Origin of the sequence: Leptospira yanagawae serovar Saopaulo str. Sao Paulo = ATCC 700523 (assembly GCF_000332475.2) — a bacterium.
GTDB lineage: Bacteria > Spirochaetota > Leptospiria > Leptospirales > Leptospiraceae > Leptospira_A > Leptospira_A yanagawae.
In genome coordinates this window covers 441,718-461,554 of the sequence record NZ_AOGX02000015.1, presented here as the reverse complement: position 1 = coordinate 461,554, position 19,837 = coordinate 441,718, and the positions used below count along the sequence as shown (strand labels likewise).

Sequence of the window (19,837 nt, the reverse complement as noted above, 5' to 3'; positions counted from 1 at the left end):
TGTTTCCTTAACCCTTTGTTTTTTCTTTATTTTCCGATGGATTTTTGTGCAAATCCAATGCCTTGCGTACAGATGCCATTTTATTGATGATCTCTAAGTATTCGTCTTCCGGTTTCGAATCATAAACAATCCCTCCCGATGCCCGAACAAATCCCTTTCCATCATGGACAAAAAAACTACGGATCGGAATGGCGAAGGTACAATCACCGTTCAATCCAAAACTACCCACAGCACCACCATATGGACCTCGTGGTGATTTCTCAATACGTTCGATGATTTTCATCGATTCAATTTTAGGAGCACCTGAAAGTGTACCGGCTGGGAATGAGGATGCTAATCCCGAAAACATATCCTCTTTTGAAGATAGTATTCCAACAACTTCGCTTGAGATGTGTTGCACGTGGGAAAAACGTTTGATATCGAATCTTCGCCTAACTTTCACCGTTCCAAATTTAGCGACTCGACCAACATCATTTCGGTGTAAGTCAATGAGCATATTGTGTTCAGCGATTTCTTTAGGGTCTGTTAAAAGTTTACGTGCTAAGGTTGTATCTTCCTTCGCATCCTTTCCTCGTTTCGTAGTACCTGCAAGTGGAAACGATTCCATTTCCCCTTGTCTTAACCGGAAAAGGAGTTCTGGACTGGCTCCAAGGATCACTCGTTTTCCAAATTTCACATAATACATATGAGGCGAAGGATTGATCTCTCGTAAGGTCTCATAAATGGCAAGTGGATTGCCTTCTACAGTGTATGTTTCTTCAAAACCGATTTGGCATTGGAAGGTATTCCCTGCTTTCACTTCTTCCAAAGCTTCTTCTACCATTTGTTTATGGACTTCTTTTGATAGTCCCTCTTGTAAAAGTTTCACTTTAGCTTCTGGTTTTTTGGAAACGGAGATGTTTAAAGAACTGAGGATCGATTTTACAACTTCAATCCGATTGGTTCCATTATCAAAATAAATCAATTCCCCGGTAAATTTATCATAAATCAGTCCATCTAAATACATCCCAAAAATCATCGCTGGGAAATCTGGGTGTGGATATAGATGTAATTTGGGTTCAAAAAACTGCATACTTTGGTAACCTAAGTATCCAACCAGTCCACCCGCATAACTAATGCTCAATGAATTATAATCTGTAATTTGACGGAGTGCAAAATAGGGATTTTCGACTTTGAATGGTTTCCCATCAATTTCAAGCACACCTGGTTCTCCCGTGATTAGATGTGAGGGATCAAATCCAATCACAGAATAACGAGAATCATACTGGTTGTCTCCAGCGGACTCTAAGAGGAAACAGTTTTCATATTCCTTTTCAATCACCCGAAAGAGTTCCCAAAACTCGATCCCTTCCGGCAAATGTAAGGAAGTGTAATTGGGTTTTTTAGGAATCGTAATTTTCGGAAGTGATTGGCTCATAGTGTACTCAATGTTTGTTACCAAGATTCATTTCGAATCAAATTTAGAAATAAAAAAGGCAGGAGCCGGATTCCGGAACCTGCCTTTTCTTGTTTCAGATTAGAATCCGATTTTAGAGATTTTTATTTGCGAAATCCCAATTTACTAAATTCCAGAATGCTTCCACGTATTTTGGACGTGCATTGCGGAAATCTATGTAGTATGCGTGTTCCCAAACATCAATTGTAAGTAGCGCTTGTAATCCGTCTTTTAAAGGACTTCCAGCATTACTAGTGTTCACGATTTCCAATCCGTCACCTTTTTTCACAAGCCATGTCCAACCGGATCCAAAGTTTGTTACTGCTGATTGAGTGAATTTTTCTTTGAATGCATCAAACGAACCAAACGATTTTGTGATGAGGTCCGCTACTGCACCTTTTGGTGCTCCTCCACCATTTGGAGAAAGGGAATGCCAGTAGAAAGTGTGGTTCCAAACTTGCGCTGCATTATTGAAAATACCGCCAGAAGATTTTTTCACGATGTCTTCCAAAGTTGCACTTTCAAATTCAGTCCCTTTGATGAGATTGTTTAGATTTGTAATGTAAGTTTGGTGGTGTTTTCCATAGTGAAACTCTAATGTTTCAGCAGAAATATGGGGAGCGAGTGCATCCTTTGCATAAGGTAGTTCTGGGAGTTTATGTTCCATTGTGGTCTCCTGATGGATTCAAGTGTATTTGTATTTTGTCTCTAGTCTCATTCACAAAAGCAAATCGTAAACTAAAAAAGTAGAATGATTCTAATCATTCTCTCTATCAATTTCGACTGACGGTAGAACGAACTGTCTTTAATAATTTTAAAATTTCTGAGTGTAAAACTCCATTGGAAGCTACCAACTCAGGAAGTCCTGTATAGTAATGGACTCCATTTAAGTCAGTCAATTTCCCACCCGCCTCTGATAAAATCACAGAAATGGCAGAAACATCCCAATGTTTTACGGTTTTTTCCCAAATCGCATCCATGACACCCTCTGCGATGAAACAGGAATCCAATACAAATGATCCTGTACGCCGAAAGGAACGTGCATAGGTCAAAAATCCGGAAAGGTCAGCCATGATCTCTTGGATCATGTGGGCACGTTTTGTCGGAAGGTTCGGCGAAAAGATGGCACGATTGAGTTCGGATACTCTCGAGGTTACAATTTGTTCCCCATTTTTGAACGCCCCTTCCCCCATCACAGCTGAGTACACCGATTCTTGCGGTGGGACAATGACAACCCCACCGACAGGAGTTTCTCTATGTTCCAAACCAAAGGAAATGGCATAAAGCGGCAAACCTCGTACAAAATTCATCGATCCATCAACAGGATCAAGTACCCATTTGAATTCTCCTCCATCGATAGGAGGTTTGTCTTCACAAAGAATTCCATCTTTCGGGAAAGATTTTTGCAAAAATCGAATGAGTATTTCGCCTAACTTACCATCGGCGGCATCTATCCTTTCTTTTTCATCAGCATCTGTATCAGAACGAATGGCCGACACTTCTCTTTGGATTTTTTTAGCTTCATGGATGATACCCATGGCATTGGCTTTGACATACTCGATGCGTTTGATGGTTTCATCGACGGGAAAATTAATAGTTGGTGAGGAGATGCCCATATTGATTTACTTATCCATTATCGGTTAATTTCTGATGTACTTTCCATAAAATATTCCCAGACTTGGAAACCGTCCTATCCACTTCAAAAGAAGAAAGATATTCATGAAACATTCTTAACGTTTCTTCAGGAATCGTTTGGTTGGTATTTTCTAGAATTTGGTAAAACTTTTTAAAATGATGGATGGTTTTGGGAAGGCTTGGTTCCAAAAACCGAAGCGATAAGGATAAATAATCAATTCCGATTGGACTATAAATTCTGCCCAATTTCCAAATCTCTGAAGTGATCCCCAATTCCTCTCTGATTTTACTCTCCGTATCGGAAAAATCGATTTCATCAAAAATTTCGGAAAATTTTCGGATGGGTTTGTTTTCATCCCGCTCTGACTCTACGCGAAATTCTCCCCCTTGGAAACGTTTCGCTTCGAAATCGATGACATTTTCTCCCTCTTCTTTTAGGGTTTTTATGGGAATGACTTTTACTTGGAAATACAAACGATCAGTGATGATCGTTGGTGTCATATTTTGTGAACCAGCACGTTTGATTTCTTCTGATTTGGCTCCACCCAAATACAACATATCTACAGAAAACACATACAAAAATTGAAAGGGACCAAACATCATTGGCCTAACAAAAAACAATTTACCTGTTTCTCGTTTTGGCCTTGGTTCTGGTAACAAACTTGTCCCTTCAACTGCTTCTGGTAATAACTTGATTACGGTATGGACAAAGTCTTTTATATCACCAAACTCTGGTTGTGTGATCGAAGTTCCATTGATTGTAAATCGTTCTGAAAATTGAATGTAAGGGGAATGTAAATTATCAACAAACAGTTCCCCCGCTTTGTTTTTGTCAGAAACATCTCCTAAAATTCGATTGATGGTTCTATAATCTTGTATTTTCATTTTTTGATTTCAAATCAGGTTTCATTTTTGAATCCGTTTGATTTTATATCCAAACGGTTTTAAAATTGAGAATCCAGCCAATTTATATCGATTGGAATGGTTCATCGTGATCTCATAATTATAACGTTTTCCTTCTCGGGTATGCCTTTCAATGGTAGATCCGAGAAACCTAAAATCCACCCTTGCTCCTTTTAAAACTTTGCGATAAAACAAAACAAAACTTTCTGGAGTGAGCGAGGTACCTACGTAATAGACCTTTCCCTTACCAAACGAATTTACTGTGATTACCGGTTTTCCAGAATAGAATTTCTTTTTATCGCGGTATCGGGCGATTACTTTCGCAGTCGTCGGTTCTAGGATTTCACAAAATTTAGAACCTTTGAGAGGCCAAAATCCCATTCGAATCCCCACCTTATCCGTTGCAGGTGCTTCAAATTGGAACACTTCCACTCCTGCCATTTTAGAAAAAACGCCTGGCACTGGTTCTTCAACCATCCAGTGGTCTTTGTCTTTGATCCCAGACCTGTACCCAAGAACCAATGTTCCACCATTTTCAACGTATGTTTTTAATCTTTCTACGGTATCTTGTGCAAACATTGTATACAATGGCACGGAAAGAACTTTGTATTTCGAAAGGTCAGTTTCTGCATGAATAGGCAAAGAGTGAGCGTTTACATTTAAAACATTGGTCCCTGCAAACCATGTCGCAAGTTCAATGTCATACCCAACTTCCGCAAAAGGAACTGGGGCAAACCGAAGTCCATCACTCAACGGTTGGTGTTTGTAATTCCGCGAATTTTCGATATCGTGAAGGATCGCCACCTCTGCAGGATAAGGCGAATCGGCTATATCCTCAGCAAACTCTTTAATGTCTTCGATCGTTTTTTTTAATTCATAGTATTTGGAAGTTTTCCTTTTGCCATGGTCGAGAATTCCATAACAAAGTTGTTCTTGCCCAAACCTAGCGGTTCGATACCGAAAAAAATAAATTTGGTTGGCACCATTGACAATGGCTTGGGTCAACCATAGCCCAATTTGTCCAGGTGGTGGTAGGTAACCTAAGGTATCGTGACCTTGGACACCTGAAAATTGTTCCATCACAGTGTATGGTTTGTCTTTTAAACCACGAGAGTATTGTTGGGTGGCTGTGACAAGTGGGTGTGGATAAGGTTCTTGTTGGTTCCCCCAAACAGGATAATTATCCCAAGAGACGTAGTCCAATTTTTTGAACATTTCATACATATCCGTTACGGGTAAAAATGGAGATGGATATAAATTTGTAGTGAGAGGTTTTCCTTTACTATACTTCCTTATGATCTCGGCTTGGAAATGAATGTAGGAAACCAATTCATCCGATTGGAAGCGGTAATAATCTTGAATCATGGCCGGGTTAAAATTACTGGCTACATGTGCCCCTGGTAAAGGAATTTGATTCCAATCTGAATAAATCACACCCCAAAAAATATTCCCCCAACGTTTGTTAAGCGAATCGAGAGTTTTGTATTTTTGTTTTAACCAAACTCTAAAATTTTTTTCTGCTAGTGTTGAATAGTCTACATCGGAACCTTCATGGCCTGGCTCATTGTCGATTTGCCAACCGACAACGGCAGGGTGGTTTCCAAAGTGTTTTGCCATGGCCGTAACGATGCGTTCAGTCGCTTTTTTATAAGCAGGCGATGAAAAACAAGCCTGTCGCCTTGTTCCGATCCCTCGTATGATTCCACCTTTTGAAACCTGAACAATTTCAGGAAATTTTTGGTACAACCAAGGAGGAAAGGTGGCGGTAGGAGTGCCTAGGATCGCTGTCATCCCATGCTTTTGCACTTTCTCTAAAACTGCATCAAAAAGGGAGAAATCAAATTTCCCTTCTTTTGGTTCCATCAGTCCCCATGCAAATTCTGCTAAGCGAACCGAAGAAAGACCCATATCTTTCATGATTTTAAGGTCTTCATCCCAGTCCTTAGGGTTCCATTGTTCTGGGTAATAACAGGCTCCAAAGATCATATTTTTCCTTTTTGCGATTGCCGAATCTATCTTGTGACACAGACTGAATCAGAAAACACCTCTTTCAATCAAATAATGTCTGACCAAGTTATTTTAGGAATCTCAAACACTCATCACTATCGATTTACCATTGTGAATCTTACTGAAACCGCCAAGGAACCTATGTTCCTCCACTCCTTGAACAAGGAAATGTCTGTTTTTTTATCCAAAACGATGATGGGTGCACTTTTCCTCGCGGAAATGACAAAGAACCAACAAAAAGTCAGCATCCAATGGAAGGATGAATCCAATAAACAAGCATTAGCTTACAGTGATCGATATGGAAAAATGAAATCGGTTGCCTATTCGGCAGGTCATGAAGATGGAGACATTCGAAATGAATTCATCCTTGGACAAGGGATTATGAAAGTAATCCGTTGGGATTATGAATCTGATACATACCAGTCTTATACCAATTTAATTGAAGATACTTTCGAAGCAAATTTTATCAAATACCTCACGGAATCAGAACAAATCAAAGCGATAGTTGGAATGGATGTGATACCATTTGATTTTCCAGGCAATGATTTTTCAGCGAAAGGAATTTTCTTTGAAGCATTACCAGATGCAACGGAAGAGAGTTTTGTTTTTTTAAGATCCAAAATCAATTCACTCATAACAAAAGAATCTTTCTGGAGTTTAAATATTGATGAGATTTTGTTAGCCCTCGAAAAAGAAATTGGTTCTTCTTTGGAAGTTTTAAGCAAAGAATCTCCTGAGTTTCTTTGCGATTGTTCGAGACACAAAGTTGCGGACATCATCGCATCACTGGGGGAACAAGAAGCTAATTCTATCATTGATGAGATGGGTAAAATCGAAATCACATGCGAATTTTGTCGTACTGCTTACCAATTTGATTCCTTCGATGTGGAGAAATTTTTTAAACAATGAAGGCAAATTTTCTCTCACTGAGGGAAACAGAATTACAACCAGTTTTCTCCAGTTTGGATTCTATTGTCACATCTTACCTTTCTTTAAACAAAAAACCCATTCTCCTTTTTACTGGTGAAATGGGTGCCGGTAAAACAACTTTTATCCGAGAATGGTTTTCTCGATATGGTACAAACAGTTCCATCAATTCGCCTACCTTTTCTTTATACAATGTATATGATTCGCATAAGTTTAGTTTGGTGCATTTTGATCTATACCGAATCCATTCATTGGAAGAGATGGAAAATCTGGGATTTGAGGAAATCTGGGGAAAAGAGGATGTCTCAGCCATTGAATGGTGGCAAAAAGCAGAATCCATTCTCCCAAAAGAAAATCGAATTTATATCACAATTGCTTCAAACAATTTTGAAAATCGTACCTACACAATCGAATGGTCGGAAGAGGAAGTTTCGTGAATCTTCTTTACTTTGATACAACCCAAGATTGGATTCATGTACTTACGGCTTTCCTAGATGAAACCAAAGCTGTCCATTTAAATAACAATTTAATAGAATCTTCACCTAAAGAGGCTTCCTATCGTTTGGTCTCTATGATCCAAACGGCTCTCCAAACTTCTAATATAAAGAAACCCGATTGTATTGTTGTACCAAATGGTCCGGGTTCATTCACAGGAATTCGCATAACAGTAACTACAGCACGTGATTTAAGTCAGTTATGGAGCATTCCAGTGGTCGGTTTCGATAGCGCCCACTTATATTTAATTGGCATGGAAAATGAGAATCCTAGTAATGTTGATTCCAAAAGACAATTAGAAAAAACTTCACTCATTTGTTTGGATGGTAAACAGGGAAAGTACTACACAAAATTTATGAATGGTGTCAATTTTTCAGAAACTAAAGACCAAACGCCTACCGAAATCATCCAATCACTTGAAGTAATTGGTAAGACACCTAACAATTGGTACTACACTGGAACTTTTCCCAATTTTTATCCAAAAGATGCGATAAAAATTGAAGCGACAAACTTAAATTTATCGTCTATACTGCAGTATAGTTTGGAACAAATCAAACAAATCGATCTAAAAGATTACGACTATTTATCTCTCCTACCCAATTACATTCGTGGGACCTATGTAGATCAAAAATGAAATTATGGATACCTATAAAATACAAAGAAAAATTATCGAATATCTAGACCAAAAAGCTGGGAAAGATATCACAAGACAAGAGATCAAAAAAAAATTCACTGAATCGAGTGAATTCAAACGACCCGACCCAAAATCTAAAAAAGTAAAATCCTTTAAACGTAAAGAAAAAGTACCAAGGAAAGAAATCGAATTTCTGATAGACCAACTTTGTAATTTACTTGAAATCGAAGGATTATTGATTCCAAACAAAAAATACCTAACAGTTGCTAGTCCCTTTCGCCTAACTGGTAGAATTTCGATTTCCAGAAGAGGTGACGGTTTCATTTCCTTACCTTCTAAAAATGAAATTTTTGTTCCAGGTCCACTTACAAATACTGCAATCAGTGGAGACAAAGTAGAAGTGATTCCATTAGGAATCGGGAAAAAAGATCGTTTAGAAGCTGAAGTGACAAAGGTCCTCAAACGAGGCCGTATCCTTTATCGAATGCGAGTCAAAGAAAAAACAAACAAATTTGTTTTTGGAAATTTTTTAGATATGTTGGGTGATGGGAAAGAAGGAGTCCTTCACGTTAAATCCATTTTAAAAGATAGTTTTGATGCAATCAATATCGACGATGTGCTCATCGTAAAATTGAAAGAAGGTGCGGAGCCTCAAGACAATTTATATGATGTTAGTTTCATTCGATTTGAATCGGACACAAAAGAGGATGGCGACTTACAACGGATCCTTATGAAATATAATTATGATCCGGTACATCCTGATTTTATTCCGTTAGATTTCCCTGAAGAAGTATCTGAAAAAACTGTATCTGATTGGAATAATAGAACTGACCTACGCGAATTATACGCAGTAACAATTGATGGAATTACGGCAAAAGATTTTGATGATGCCATTAGTTTTGTGGACGAAGGAAATCGACTCCGAGTTTGGATCCACATTGCAGATGTATCTTATTACGTGGAAAAAGGTTCCGCATTAGACAAAGAAGCTTATGAACGAGCAACTTCGGTATACTTAGCAAACCGTGTCGTTCCAATGTTACCACCAATACTTTCGGAAGACCTGTGTAGTCTTGTAGCAAATACAAATCGATTGGCGTTTACGGTCGAGTTGGAAGCAAGCAAAACAGGTGAAATTTATAATGCTAAATTCTACAAATCCATCATCAAAGTAAAAAAACGTTATACCTATGAAATGGCAGAAGAAGAAATAAAGGCACAAGATCCAAATAATTGGATGTACCAAGTTTCACTATTCACCGATGCCCTACGTAAACATAGGATGAAAACAGGTCGTATCGATTTAAACTTACGAGAAACAACCATTACATGGAATGAACGTAAAGAACCAATTGGAATCGAAAATCGAGAACGTCTTACCAGTCATATACTCATTGAAGAATTGATGTTGTCTGCAAATTTGAAAGTTGATGAATTCCTTCGCAAAAAAAAGATTCCAACCCTTCACCGAATCCACGAACCAATGGATGAGGAGAAATTAGAAACTCTCAATCACTTCCTTCAATTGAACGGTTACAATGTACAAATCCATGATACAAGTTATCCTGAAATCATGAAGGCCGTAAAAGAAATCCAAGACAATTCTGTGGGTAAAATATTCAATTATTTACTCCTACGTAGTTTCATGCAGGCTTATTATGGTGCTGACCCACTCGGCCACTGGGGATTAGGTTTTAAAGACTATTGTCACTTTACTTCACCAATCAGGCGTTATCCGGATTTAGTGGTCCATAGAGTATTACAAGCTACCTTATTAGAATCGGAAAAAGTTTATTCTGAAAATGAAATAGCTGTCATGGGATTACACTGTTCCGAAGAAGAAAGAAGGGCCGCGGATGCCGAGAGAGATATTGTAAAAATCAAATCCTTTCGTTATTTAGAATCAACTGGCATCAAAGAATTTAAAGGGTTTATCGTCGGAATTCGCCCTTCTCAAATTTTTGTGGAACTTGATATTTCAAACTTAGAGGGAGTTCTTGATAAATCTGAGTTTACGGATGAGTTTGAAGTATTGATTAAAAATGATTTTTCTTTTTATTCCAAAAAGTATTCAAAAATCTTTTTTATTGGAGATCCTGTAACAGTCAGTTTGGATCGAATCGATTTTGAAGAAATCAAAGTATTTTTAAAATTAAAAGACTTTAAAAAGGAAGATACTTCTCTTAAAAAAAAGTGATCTCATGAATCGAATGTATTTTAAAACGATACATTCGGTATTTCATTTCGTTTCCAAATTTTCCGAAAAAACTTCCTTTGGTTCACTTCTATTGACAGAATTTTTTGAATGATAGTGTCTTCACTGATTTGATACTGTTTCATTAAATCTTTGTTTAGGGACAATTGGGAATGAGTAATCCAGTTAATAAGAGAAGATTTGTTTCTTTCTGACTCGGGAAGTAATTCATTCACAGATTTAAAAAATGTTTCATGAGTTAAGAATAAGCCGTTAGAAATCTCTGGCATCGGTGCAGCTCCATGATCAGCCGTTACAAGTAAAACAAAGTTGTCTCCATAATGAGTTTTTAAAAATTCAAAGATTGTTTTGATTTCTTCATCAGTTGCTTGTAAAACCTGTTTTGCTTCTTTTGTTTCCCATCCATAAAGATGCCCTACTGCATCGGTAGCTTTTAAGGTTAAATACGCTAAATCCGTTTTCCCATCTTGGTGTTTATTTTTTTTGACAATTGTTTCTTCAATTGTTTCTCGAAATAGAGCACCATCCATTTTGACTTGGAATTCTGATCCTTGGAAATGGTGTATTTTGGAAAGAAAGTCAATTGGGTTACTTGCTTCAAAATGTGTTTTGATATTTGTTTTATTGGCTAGATAAAATGGGTATAAATTATACTTTCCAGTTGCCAGAGGTTTCTCAAAAGCATTCGAATACGTTGACCAATTTAAATTTTTAACATCCTGCCAATATACATAATCTGCATCAGGTTGGAGTGAATTTTGTTTTTTTGTATTTATGTTAAATTCTTTTCCATGACCTGCCATACCTACTGCTGCTCGATTCGCATAACATTGGCTAATGATAACTGGTTCATTATTCTGGAACAAATCCCATTCATCAGCAAAACTAGAAGATTTTAGTTCACTCAAGTCAAACGAATTGTTGGTTCCTTGGTAAACGGGACGATGCTTAACCTTCCCTTCTGAGTAGGTATAAATTTCATTTGAGAATACTTTTGCATCCTTTGGAAATGCACCTGTACCGATTGCCATATGACCGACAGCAGTATGTGATTCTAGGTGTGCCACTTTTCCCTTTTTAAAATATACGGAGTTGGAAGAGAGTGACTCCAAAAACGGATAGGCACCTTTATGTGCTTTGTAGAGTTGCCTGCCACCTTGGTCTACTACGATGGTAACAATGATTTCTGGTTTCTCGTTTTGAATTTTAAAAATTTTTTCAAACGCATCCAAACTAAGTTTGTTAGAAAAATCAAATTCTAATATTTTTGCATACAGGGATGGAATGTGTTGTTGGAATATTTCATCAGAGTAAACACCGTTTTGAAACCATTTAGGTCCATAAATCCAAATCGGAATTTCAGTATCGTAAGTGTATTGGGTGTAATGAGAAGTGTAATTAACTTCCTTCGTAAAATTTTCTTCTTCTAATTCCAATTTCCATTGTTCGCTCAATGTATCCCAAGAAAGTTCGTGTTCTTCTAATATATTTTTGATTTCTTCCTTTGAATAATGTGAAAGAGTGATTGCATCCCGTGCCTCTCGATCAAAAATATAAAATGGATAGGGGGCAAGGATCAAATCCGTGTCAGGTTGCATTGAGAGATATGCAGCACGTTTATAATCTTTTTCCCATTTACAATTCAGTAGAATGAAAACTATACCAATGGCAAAAACGATAAATAGATTATCTTTCATTCTTCTGTTCACAATCACTTTCCTTTCGTGTTACACTCTCCCTGATTTCACTCCTACTCGGCAAGTGAGAATTCTGTTTGTTGGCGATCTTATGTGCCATTCCTCTCAGATTTCCTCCTATTTCGATTCCAAAACAAAAACATATAACTCGTTTAAAAGTTTCGAATATGTTGCAGATATTTTACAAAACGCAAATCTTACATTGGGAAATTTAGAGACAACGATCTCAGACATTCCAAGTGAATTTTCAGGTTACCCAAGATTTGCAAGTCCCGTCGGTTATGTTCATGGATTAAAAAAAGCTGGATTCGATATTGTATCAACTGCCAATAATCACTCTGCAGATACTGGTAGCAAAGGGATTGATACCACGATTCGATCTGTTTTAGAAAATGGAATGGTCCCTATTGGAACTTATTATTCTTATGAGGATTATCAAAATCGAAAAGATTTCATCCAAGATGTAAATGGAATCATAATAGCAATTTACAATTATACATATTCCACGAATGGAATACCAGTTCGCGATGGCCGTGTCGTACGGTTGTTAAGTGAAGAACAAATCAAAATTGATGTAAGCTTTGCAAAGGAAAACGGAGCCCATTTTATCATCCTTTGGTATCATTATGGAACGGAATATTCCGAAACACCAGATAAAACCCAATCGAAATGGGTAAATTTAGGATTTGAAGCAGGGGCTGATATCATTATTGGTGGCCACCCGCATGTAGTTCAAAAACTAGATTTTTTTCAAGACCAAAAGGCAAATGAACAACGATTAGTAGCTTATTCACTAGGGAATTTTTTATCAGCACAGAATCGAAAGTTTACGGATGGAGGTGTGATTTTATCGATTACACTCTCATTGGAGCTTGGTAAAGAGTTGGTTAAAAAGATAGAAAAGGTGCAAACAAAGTCTGTTTGGGTAGATCCAAGAAATTATACGATCATACCCATCCAAAACTACAAACAACGCGAAATACCCATCCAATTACCAAAACATTTAGAAAAACGAATGATGGAATACGAATCCTATCTGAAAAAAATTCCAGGAATTGGAGCAAATTTATTCTAGGCTTTGTATTTCGTTTTGAATGAGTTCAAATCCTTTACCTTCACGGATGAGTTCAATGGAATCATCATGAATTTGAATCATCGTTGATAATTCAGTTTTCACAATTCCACCGTCTACAATCCCATCTACAAGATGTCCATAAATCGTTTCTAAATCATCAATATCGATGATGAATTCATCATTACTGAACGCTGAAGTTGATGTCAGAGGTGAGTCATGAATATTTAAAAGTTCTTTTAGATAGATATGGTCTGGGATTCGAATTCCTATTTGTTTGTCTTTGTGATGGGCAATCGAAGGTTTTGGTAAGTTTTTATTTGCCTTTAAAACAAACGTAAACGGTCCTGGAGTGACTCGTTTCATAAACCGATATGCCGAATTGGGAAGGTATTCGATAAAATGGGAAGCCATCGAAATATCTTTACAAAGTAAAGAAAGTGGTTTATCTTTGGGTAATTTTTTAATGGAATATATTTTTTCAACGGCTGTTTTGGAGTTTGCATCTGCAATGATCGCATACACTGTATCAGTTGGGAAAATATAAATGGCTCCATCCTTCAACCGTTCCGAAATTTGTTTGAGTTTTCGGATTTCTGGATTCTCTGGATGGAGGTAAATGATCATAAATTTTTCAGCTATTGAGCTGTAAGCCCGCCATCTAACACGATACATTGTCCTGTCATATATGCTGAAGAGTCGGAAGCCAAATAAATTGCGGCACCCAAAATATCTTCTGGTTTCCCAAGTCTACCCATTGGAATTCCAGCAAGTACTTGTTTCATGATAAATTCTTTATCTTTGATCATATCTGTCATATCCGTATCGATAAGTCCCGGGCAAATGACATTGACACGGTAACCATTATTACACCACTCAATAGCAAGTGCTTTTGAGAGTGTGATGACAGCACCCTTTGTTCCCGAATACACAGAAGCAAGTTTGCTACCAACCATTCCTAAAACAGATGCAACGTTAATGATATTACCACCTTCTTTTTTGTGGTGTTTGTAATAGGCTTGGCAATTTCGAAAAACACCTACATAATTGGTTTGCACTATATTTTGTAATTCATCTTCTTTAAAACCTGATGCAGGCGTATTAGTTGCGATACCCGCATTGTTGATGAGTGTGTCCAACCGTCCATGTTTCGATTTGATTTGTCCAATGATTTCATAAGCACTTCCTTCGCTTCGAACATCCAAAACCACACCATGTATCCCTTCTTTCTCCATCCAATGGATGGATTCTGGTTTTGATCCTGCACCATAGACAATCGCACCAGCATCTCGAAATCCAATCGCTAAAGATTTTCCAATTCCACGGCTTGCCCCCGTGATGAGTACAGTTTTTCCTTTTACATCAAATAAATTCATTTTACCTCATGATTGGACGGATAACATTCGCTAGCTTGCGGTCGCATATCTTCCATTAATTTTTTATAGTCGAGAGTATTGTCATCTTTTACTAAATCCCTTCGGATATAATGGGTACCTTTTTCGTAATAATCTGCAATTGGATTACAATCTTGGATGTCTTCTGAATACCCTCGTTTGCAATCAATGGATAAAACAAATACCCACAAAAGAATCGTAAAAAACCTTGGACTCACCATGAACTAAGAAAACAATATCCCGTAAGGAATGGCAAGAATTTGTTTATATTAAAGTCTGCATCACCCAGAAGAAAACAAATCCTTTCCGACTTGGATTTTACTTTCCAAATTGAACCTGAACACATTGATGAAGCCCAAAAGGAGAAGGAAACTCCACTGAATTATTTAGAACGAATGGTTCACTCAAAACTTGGAAGTCATTTAGAACCAAAGAATGTTTATTTATCGGCAGATACAATTGTCGTATATGAAAATCAAATTCTTCATAAACCTACAGATGAAGCCGATGCGTTTCGGATTTTAAACACACTCAACGGCAAAAAACACTCAGTCTATTCTGGTGCTGCGTTTTGGTACAATTCGAAAATGAAGTTTTTTTATGAAGAAACATCAATTCTCTTCCACCATTGGAACAAGACCCAAATCCAAGATTATATCACTCGGTGTTTGCCCTTTGATAAAGCTGGTTCTTACGGAATCCAAGATACGGGGGGACCCGTTAAGGAATGGTTTGGGTCATATACAAATGTGATGGGATTTCCGTTACGAAGTTTTTTTAGTCTCCACGATCATTGGATGAGCTCGTGGTTAGAATCGATTACGCGTAAAGATTGACGAGATTACCGGGTTTGTAAATCGCTTTCGCTTCTGGTGTGGATTGGATTTCTTGAGCTTGGTTTTTCGTTTCGGAACTTGGGTATTTGGGTTGGTAGGAACGAGCTTGGATTGCTTCTACCTGCTCGACGGCTTGTGTATTGTATGTTGGAGAAACATACATATACGGTTCTCCTAATCCTGAAACTCTTGCCACATTACTTGAGATTTCCATACTATGATTATCGCCTCAGTCCAGTTGTAAGATTAGACCTGATTTAAGAAAATGGAAACAAAAAAATCACAAGCCAGGGAATATAACTCACTTTTTCAACTTTTCAAAACCCCTGTAAGCCAAATCCCCCAGTTTTTTGCCTATGCTGGGGAAGATTCCTATGAGTTTGAGCTGATTGTCGAACACTACCGGGAAGTTTTACAAACAGCATTGGGAACTTTTGAGGTCATTTTGATTGTTCCAGAATCTGGAGACCAAACAAAATTATTTGCCGAACTGTTTACACCCGATATGTTTTATCCGCGTAAACTCATCATCATCAAAAATGCAACTGCCCTATTCAAACCGATTTTAGATGCAAAAGCAGCAAATGAATGGAAAGACTACGCATCTGGTTTTCGTAAAAATATCACTTCGGTCTCGGAAGAAATATATGCTTTGATCCACTATGATGGAAAGGATATTCCCAAATCACTCACTGAACTATTCCAAGGTACTCTTAGCCATTTCAAAACCAAAGTTTTGTATCCAAATGACTATCCAAAAATATTCAAAGAAGTATGTGACCAAGAACAAGTTCACTTTGAACAAAATGCAACGGATGAATTCATTCATCGCACACCAGCAAATGTTGGTGCTTATATTAAAAGTGTAAAAAAATTGAAACAATACTTACATCGATCAAAGTTTACATTAGAAGATGTAAATTCAGTTCTATTTAGTCAAAATGAATTGAATACAAATGTTCTTGTAGAATCGCTTGTACAAAAACGCAAAGGAGATTTTTTCAAAGAGTTTACCAAATTTGGGGATCAAAATTCTGAAATTCTTAATTTTTTAACAAGGCTTACGTACAAATTGGATGAAATTCGTAAGGTCAAAGTGATCCGCGCAAGGCATAACGGAGAAGTTCCAATTCCCATTATGGATGACCTATTGAAAACAGGAAGTTTTTCGGAAGCACGTAAAAACTTTGTCAGGAGGCAACTAGTTTCCGACTCAGCAAATTTTACTGATAAAATTTTGGATCTTTTTTATGAACAAGTGATTGAAATGAATATTAAATTCAAATCAGGACTTCGGGACGAAGAAGGAAAAAACTATTTCATACAAAAAATCATGCATCTATTTGCTTTGCTTCAAGATAAGTCTTCCAAATGAAATTCATGTAATTTTCTATATAAATTACGTTCCGAAATTCCTAATAATTTCGCTGCTTTTTCCCGATTGCCTTTCGTATAAATTAAATTTGCTTTGATGATTTCTTTTTCATATTGTTCCAAACTGATTCCAGGTTGGATGTCCAACTCTGATAAAGAATTTTCAAAAAAATGGGAAGGAATTTGTTTCCAATGAAGATGTTTGCCTGAGGAAAATCCTACCAAAGCAAATATTAAATCTTTTAGTTCAGTATAATTTCGGCTAAAGATTTTGTTTTTTAAAAATATATAAAAATCTTCGTCTAACGAAGTGATTTTTTTATTTAAACTTTGATTTGCTTCCTCTAAAAAACTGTGAACAAAGATTGGTAAATCCGAAATTCTCTTTTTTAGATTTGGTAGTTCAAAACGAAATGACTTAAACTGTTCATAAAACTCTGAATATATACTTTTTTGAGTGAATGTATCCATCTCTTCTGAATGGATTTCCCAATAGAGATAAAGTTTGGATTTTTCATTGTATTTTTCTGTTTTCCACCATTGTTGTAAGGAAATCATTTCTTCTTTTGAAGCGTTTGTGATCCAGTCGATCACAACAGATTGGTTTGGTTTGATCGATTTGAGTTTTCCCAATTTTTCTTCCAAAGAATTTGGGAATGAGAAATCCAAACGGAGAATTGATGATTCTGAGATATTTCTTTTTTCTAAACTTTTCTGGATCCAAAACGATTTTCCAACTCCTCGTTCTCCCACAATGAGTATGGGTAAGGAAGAATTGGAAATTTCGATCCATTGATTTTTTATTTTTTCAATGTCAGACCCTTTGGTGATCCATTCCTGAAAACCGTTACCTTTTTTTAATGACACTCACTGTACCTTGCAAATAACCATTAAACTCTCTAATTTTATTTAGATCTAAGAACTTTTTTGCCTGCGATGGTTTTACCATCAATGTCTTAGGATATGTGTAATTCGTTTTTAATAAGTTTGTTTCCGCTGGAACATTTTTAATTCCCCAAGTGGACAATGGATCTAAAATAAATGTTGTTTGGATTAAATATTCCTTTCCTTTTGTGACTTGAACATCATACGGCAATTGGATCCAAATGGCTTCACCTTTTGATTCCACAAGGACTGTTTGGAAACGATCCTTTTCGATTAACTCAGAATTGGATTCTGTTCTTAAAATATATTCTAAATCGGTTTTTACTTCTTCTTTTTCAAGAACTCGTTTTTCGGCAATTTTTTCATAAGCCATATAAAGATTGTAAGGCGAAACAACGTCTATGGCAGCTCTCACGAGTGAAGCATCAAATTTTTTGATATTTGTTTGGTTCCATTGAAAGGGATATTGTAACTCTTCTATGGAAGAATATACATTGAACTGATTTAAATACAAATATTCATATCCATCTTGGGTTCCAATTTTTTGGTAAGCGGTGATCCCCACGACATGTGAATTACTTGCCTTCCCAATTCTTTGTATTTCACGAATTGTACTTAAGTCAGAATGATTTGGAACTAAAATGATGGTTTCAATTTCCATATGCCTAAGGTCATTTAACGCCATGATAATCGAACCAGACTTATCCTTCACGCTGGATGAAAGTAATAAAAATAATTTTCGAGATTCTTTTTTACCTGAAGGTAACTTCGATTTCATTCCCTGTAATGCAGAAATGATTGATTCGGTTTGGTTTGAACCTTGCCATCCCGTTTCTTCCATGATTTTTTTGATTTCTGAATGGTCTTTTGTTGGTGGAACTGTAAGTGTTTTGTCCTTTTTGACTAACGTGACTCCAAGATACAAACCATCTTGGTCATACATCGCTGTTAAACTTTTTAAAATGTCTTTTTTGTAGTAAGCGTAAGAGGAATGGATATCCAGAAATAAATTGATTTCATAGTATACAGGTGTTTTACTCTTTTTTTCATAAAACCGAGGTGGTAAAAATCGAAAACTTTTTTCTGTATGTTTTTCATACGCCATTACAAAGTTAGAAATCAATTTCGATTGGATAACCTGTTTACTTAAATTTTTACAATTAAAGATGTTTGTCTTTACTAAAATCGGATTCCCGAAATCGATTTGGTCCTGCACTACAAAATGAGAATCCCATTCGTGGCAATAATTTGTAAAATCTTGGTCTTTGAGATCAGCTTCCTCGTTCCATTCCGTTTCTGATAAATACGTTTCGATGATTTTCGGATCTGTAATTTCAGTAAAAAAATTTCTTTTTAGATAATGTCGCGAAAGGCGGGACAATTCAAAACCAGCCTCACGTTTTGTCCCGAGAACAGGTGGTACTTCACCTGAAATGTATGCAGGTAGGATAGAAATTTCTTTCGCAGAAACATTTTTAGGGAAGAACGCAAAAAAAATAAGCAACGATGCAATAACATGCGAACACAGGAATCGAGACATAAAATTAGAATCGGTCTATGAAGCGAAAATGTAAATCTTTATCCTACAAGTCAGTTTCGTTTTCTTTGATAAAAGATTGACAACGGTTTTGAATCAGATCAAATTCTTCGGAAAAGGAGTAGATTCTTTATGAAGAAATCACTTATCGTATGTGCCTCTCTTATCGCATTTGTTGTATCTTGCGGATCCAACGATGGAGGCAGAAGAGACGCTACGACCGTAGGTAAAAATGGTTGGATTTTTGAAGGTTGGGCTTGTGCCCCAGACGCGGCGGCTGCAAAACGTGGTCAAAGCCCTGCTGAGTACTGCAAAGGAAAAGAAAAAGAATTCGATTATCTTTACATGAAATTTTCTGCACGTGCATCTGACAAAGCGATCAAAGCAAATTCAGTAGCAATGAAACAATCCACTTGCCGTGAAGCAGCTCGTTTACAAGTTGCTGGTGATGGTTTGAAAAAAATCTTGGGTGAATACTTAGAGCAAGCTTCTGGTGTGTCCGATGGTCAATCTACTGGTTCTGTAATCGTATCTGAATCTAAAGGAACGATCAAAGGTGTTGGGGTTTATGACTGCTGCTCTCTTAACAATGAAACAGGTATCTGTGCAAACGTAGGAGAACCTGAGACTTGGGAAGAATGCCAGTGTGTTGGATACCTAAGATATGCAGGTGGACAAAAAGCTCTCGAAGCAAAAGCGACTGCTGCTCAGTAATTTAGTAGTATCGTTTTGTTACGAAAAAGCCTCCCATTCAGGAGGCTTTTTTTTTATTCAAAAACAATTTGGTCTGA

The 19,837-nt window shown here is 37.0% G+C and carries 20 protein-coding genes; 8 read left to right on the top strand and 12 right to left on the bottom strand.

What is annotated here, in order from left to right; all coding sequences use genetic code 11:
- Positions 1-7: 7 nt before the first annotated feature.
- The 5 genes from LEP1GSC202_RS05845 to LEP1GSC202_RS05825 form a co-directional block, all read right to left on the bottom strand.
- The gene (locus LEP1GSC202_RS05845) at positions 8-1,417 is read right to left on the bottom strand and encodes an anthranilate synthase component I family protein (RefSeq protein ID WP_015677145.1); all 1,410 of its coding nucleotides are present in this window, start codon (positions 1,415-1,417) and stop codon (positions 8-10) included.
- A 112-nt stretch (positions 1,418-1,529) separates the two neighbouring features.
- Positions 1,530-2,102, bottom strand: a complete 573-nt coding sequence (locus tag LEP1GSC202_RS05840; RefSeq protein ID WP_015677243.1) for a superoxide dismutase — start codon at positions 2,100-2,102, stop codon at positions 1,530-1,532.
- Positions 2,103-2,208: 106 nt separating this feature from the next.
- Positions 2,209-3,051, bottom strand: a complete 843-nt coding sequence (locus LEP1GSC202_RS05835; RefSeq protein ID WP_015676353.1) for an inositol monophosphatase family protein — start codon at positions 3,049-3,051, stop codon at positions 2,209-2,211.
- A gap of 10 nt (positions 3,052-3,061) precedes the next feature.
- Positions 3,062-3,955, bottom strand: coding sequence for an LIC_10030 family protein (locus LEP1GSC202_RS05830; protein WP_015677261.1), 894 nt, complete (start codon positions 3,953-3,955; stop codon positions 3,062-3,064).
- Positions 3,956-3,976: 21 nt separating this feature from the next.
- Positions 3,977-5,959: a beta-galactosidase gene (locus LEP1GSC202_RS05825; RefSeq protein WP_015676656.1), complete on the bottom strand. Its 1,983-nt coding sequence runs from the start codon at positions 5,957-5,959 to the stop codon at positions 3,977-3,979.
- 75 nt (positions 5,960-6,034) lie between these two features.
- On the opposite strand from LEP1GSC202_RS05825, the gene LEP1GSC202_RS05820 reads away from it, so the two are divergent.
- From LEP1GSC202_RS05820 to LEP1GSC202_RS05805, 4 genes are read left to right on the top strand one after another with little or no spacing between them, the layout of a single operon-like run.
- Entirely contained in the window at positions 6,035-6,889 is an 855-nt protein-coding gene (locus tag LEP1GSC202_RS05820) for an Hsp33 family molecular chaperone HslO (RefSeq protein ID WP_039928264.1), read from the top strand.
- Entirely contained in the window at positions 6,886-7,344 is a 459-nt protein-coding gene (gene tsaE, locus LEP1GSC202_RS05815) for a tRNA (adenosine(37)-N6)-threonylcarbamoyltransferase complex ATPase subunit type 1 TsaE (protein ID WP_015676689.1), read from the top strand. Before LEP1GSC202_RS05820 ends, tsaE begins: the two co-directional genes overlap by 4 nt.
- On the top strand, positions 7,341-8,036 hold the full coding sequence (gene tsaB / locus LEP1GSC202_RS05810; protein WP_015676450.1) for a tRNA (adenosine(37)-N6)-threonylcarbamoyltransferase complex dimerization subunit type 1 TsaB: 696 nt from the start codon (positions 7,341-7,343) through the stop codon (positions 8,034-8,036). Before tsaE ends, tsaB begins: the two co-directional genes overlap by 4 nt.
- Before the next feature lie 4 nt (positions 8,037-8,040).
- Positions 8,041-10,233 (top strand): ribonuclease R family protein, encoded by a 2,193-nt coding sequence (locus LEP1GSC202_RS05805; protein ID WP_015677168.1) that lies wholly within the window; start codon positions 8,041-8,043, stop codon positions 10,231-10,233.
- Positions 10,234-10,253: 20 nt separating this feature from the next.
- Here LEP1GSC202_RS05805 and LEP1GSC202_RS05800 read toward each other — a convergent pair whose 3' ends face one another.
- On the bottom strand, positions 10,254-11,948 hold the full coding sequence (locus LEP1GSC202_RS05800; protein ID WP_244147641.1) for an alkaline phosphatase family protein: 1,695 nt from the start codon (positions 11,946-11,948) through the stop codon (positions 10,254-10,256).
- Between LEP1GSC202_RS05800 and LEP1GSC202_RS05795 the strand changes: the two genes are divergently transcribed.
- A complete protein-coding gene (locus tag LEP1GSC202_RS05795; protein ID WP_425256013.1) occupies positions 11,902-13,023 on the top strand; it encodes a CapA family protein in 1,122 nt (373 codons plus the stop codon). The two genes, LEP1GSC202_RS05800 and LEP1GSC202_RS05795, sit on opposite strands and share 47 nt — an antisense overlap.
- Here LEP1GSC202_RS05795 and LEP1GSC202_RS05790 read toward each other — a convergent pair.
- The 3 genes from LEP1GSC202_RS05790 to LEP1GSC202_RS05780 are packed head-to-tail and all read right to left on the bottom strand — an operon-like array spanning position 13,015 to position 14,635.
- Positions 13,015-13,647, bottom strand: a complete 633-nt coding sequence (locus tag LEP1GSC202_RS05790; protein WP_015677313.1) for an L-threonylcarbamoyladenylate synthase — start codon at positions 13,645-13,647, stop codon at positions 13,015-13,017. The genes LEP1GSC202_RS05795 and LEP1GSC202_RS05790 overlap by 9 nt on opposite strands.
- Before the next feature lie 11 nt (positions 13,648-13,658).
- Positions 13,659-14,396: an SDR family NAD(P)-dependent oxidoreductase gene (locus LEP1GSC202_RS05785; protein WP_015677156.1), complete on the bottom strand. Its 738-nt coding sequence runs from the start codon at positions 14,394-14,396 to the stop codon at positions 13,659-13,661.
- Positions 14,393-14,635 carry a hypothetical protein gene (locus LEP1GSC202_RS05780; RefSeq protein ID WP_015676736.1) on the bottom strand — a complete coding sequence of 81 codons (243 nt, stop codon included), beginning with the start codon at positions 14,633-14,635 and terminating at the stop codon, positions 14,393-14,395. Before LEP1GSC202_RS05780 ends, LEP1GSC202_RS05785 begins: the two co-directional genes overlap by 4 nt.
- Positions 14,636-14,674: 39 nt before the next feature.
- Here LEP1GSC202_RS05780 and LEP1GSC202_RS05775 point away from each other — a divergent pair, with 39 nt between their 5' ends.
- On the top strand, positions 14,675-15,250 hold the full coding sequence (locus tag LEP1GSC202_RS05775) for a Maf family protein (RefSeq protein ID WP_015677388.1): 576 nt from the start codon (positions 14,675-14,677) through the stop codon (positions 15,248-15,250).
- Here LEP1GSC202_RS05775 and LEP1GSC202_RS05770 read toward each other — a convergent pair.
- Positions 15,234-15,464 carry a hypothetical protein gene (locus tag LEP1GSC202_RS05770; RefSeq protein ID WP_039928256.1) on the bottom strand — a complete coding sequence of 77 codons (231 nt, stop codon included), beginning with the start codon at positions 15,462-15,464 and terminating at the stop codon, positions 15,234-15,236. The genes LEP1GSC202_RS05775 and LEP1GSC202_RS05770 overlap by 17 nt on opposite strands.
- A gap of 51 nt (positions 15,465-15,515) precedes the next feature.
- Here LEP1GSC202_RS05770 and holA point away from each other — a divergent pair, with 51 nt between their 5' ends.
- Positions 15,516-16,625 carry a DNA polymerase III subunit delta gene (gene holA, locus LEP1GSC202_RS05765; protein ID WP_015677274.1) on the top strand — a complete coding sequence of 370 codons (1,110 nt, stop codon included), beginning with the start codon at positions 15,516-15,518 and terminating at the stop codon, positions 16,623-16,625.
- On the opposite strand, the gene LEP1GSC202_RS05760 is transcribed toward holA, so the two are convergent.
- Both LEP1GSC202_RS05760 and LEP1GSC202_RS05755 read right to left on the bottom strand, forming a co-directional pair.
- Positions 16,604-17,491, bottom strand: coding sequence for a helix-turn-helix domain-containing protein (locus LEP1GSC202_RS05760; RefSeq protein ID WP_015676830.1), 888 nt, complete (start codon positions 17,489-17,491; stop codon positions 16,604-16,606). The genes holA and LEP1GSC202_RS05760 overlap by 22 nt on opposite strands.
- Positions 17,472-19,049 (bottom strand): LIC10012 family protein, encoded by a 1,578-nt coding sequence (locus LEP1GSC202_RS05755; RefSeq protein WP_039928253.1) that lies wholly within the window; start codon positions 19,047-19,049, stop codon positions 17,472-17,474. The genes LEP1GSC202_RS05760 and LEP1GSC202_RS05755 overlap by 20 nt, the downstream gene beginning before the upstream one ends.
- A 129-nt stretch (positions 19,050-19,178) precedes the next feature.
- Between LEP1GSC202_RS05755 and LEP1GSC202_RS05750 the strand changes: the two genes are divergently transcribed.
- Complete coding sequence (locus LEP1GSC202_RS05750) at positions 19,179-19,760, top strand: lipoprotein LipL21 (protein ID WP_015677091.1); 582 nt, start codon at positions 19,179-19,181, stop codon at positions 19,758-19,760.
- Positions 19,761-19,837: the final 77 nt, after the last annotated feature.

What these genes read in the sequence shown, in the direction of transcription:
- LEP1GSC202_RS05790 (WP_015677313.1), bottom strand. Translation starts at nt 13,647, where the DNA reads ATGATCATTTACCTCCATCCAGAGAATCCAGAAATCCGAAAACTCAAA.
- holA (WP_015677274.1), top strand. Translation starts at nt 15,516, where the DNA reads ATGGAAACAAAAAAATCACAAGCCAGGGAATATAACTCACTTTTTCAA.
- LEP1GSC202_RS05845 (WP_015677145.1), bottom strand. Translation starts at nt 1,417, where the DNA reads ATGAGCCAATCACTTCCGAAAATTACGATTCCTAAAAAACCCAATTAC.
- tsaE (WP_015676689.1), top strand. Translation starts at nt 6,886, where the DNA reads ATGAAGGCAAATTTTCTCTCACTGAGGGAAACAGAATTACAACCAGTT.
- LEP1GSC202_RS05825 (WP_015676656.1), bottom strand. Translation starts at nt 5,959, where the DNA reads ATGATCTTTGGAGCCTGTTATTACCCAGAACAATGGAACCCTAAGGAC.
- LEP1GSC202_RS05770 (WP_039928256.1), bottom strand. Translation starts at nt 15,464, where the DNA reads ATGGAAATCTCAAGTAATGTGGCAAGAGTTTCAGGATTAGGAGAACCG.
- LEP1GSC202_RS05755 (WP_039928253.1), bottom strand. Translation starts at nt 19,049, where the DNA reads ATGTCTCGATTCCTGTGTTCGCATGTTATTGCATCGTTGCTTATTTTT.
- LEP1GSC202_RS05840 (WP_015677243.1), bottom strand. Translation starts at nt 2,102, where the DNA reads ATGGAACATAAACTCCCAGAACTACCTTATGCAAAGGATGCACTCGCT.
- LEP1GSC202_RS05800 (WP_244147641.1), bottom strand. Translation starts at nt 11,948, where the DNA reads ATGAAAGATAATCTATTTATCGTTTTTGCCATTGGTATAGTTTTCATT.
- LEP1GSC202_RS05830 (WP_015677261.1), bottom strand. Translation starts at nt 3,955, where the DNA reads ATGAAAATACAAGATTATAGAACCATCAATCGAATTTTAGGAGATGTT.
- LEP1GSC202_RS05785 (WP_015677156.1), bottom strand. Translation starts at nt 14,396, where the DNA reads ATGAATTTATTTGATGTAAAAGGAAAAACTGTACTCATCACGGGGGCA.
- LEP1GSC202_RS05820 (WP_039928264.1), top strand. Translation starts at nt 6,035, where the DNA reads ATGTCTGACCAAGTTATTTTAGGAATCTCAAACACTCATCACTATCGA.
- LEP1GSC202_RS05805 (WP_015677168.1), top strand. Translation starts at nt 8,041, where the DNA reads ATGGATACCTATAAAATACAAAGAAAAATTATCGAATATCTAGACCAA.
- LEP1GSC202_RS05780 (WP_015676736.1), bottom strand. Translation starts at nt 14,635, where the DNA reads ATGGTGAGTCCAAGGTTTTTTACGATTCTTTTGTGGGTATTTGTTTTA.
- LEP1GSC202_RS05750 (WP_015677091.1), top strand. Translation starts at nt 19,179, where the DNA reads ATGAAGAAATCACTTATCGTATGTGCCTCTCTTATCGCATTTGTTGTA.
- LEP1GSC202_RS05795 (WP_425256013.1), top strand. Translation starts at nt 11,902, where the DNA reads ATGAAAACTATACCAATGGCAAAAACGATAAATAGATTATCTTTCATT.
- LEP1GSC202_RS05835 (WP_015676353.1), bottom strand. Translation starts at nt 3,051, where the DNA reads ATGGGCATCTCCTCACCAACTATTAATTTTCCCGTCGATGAAACCATC.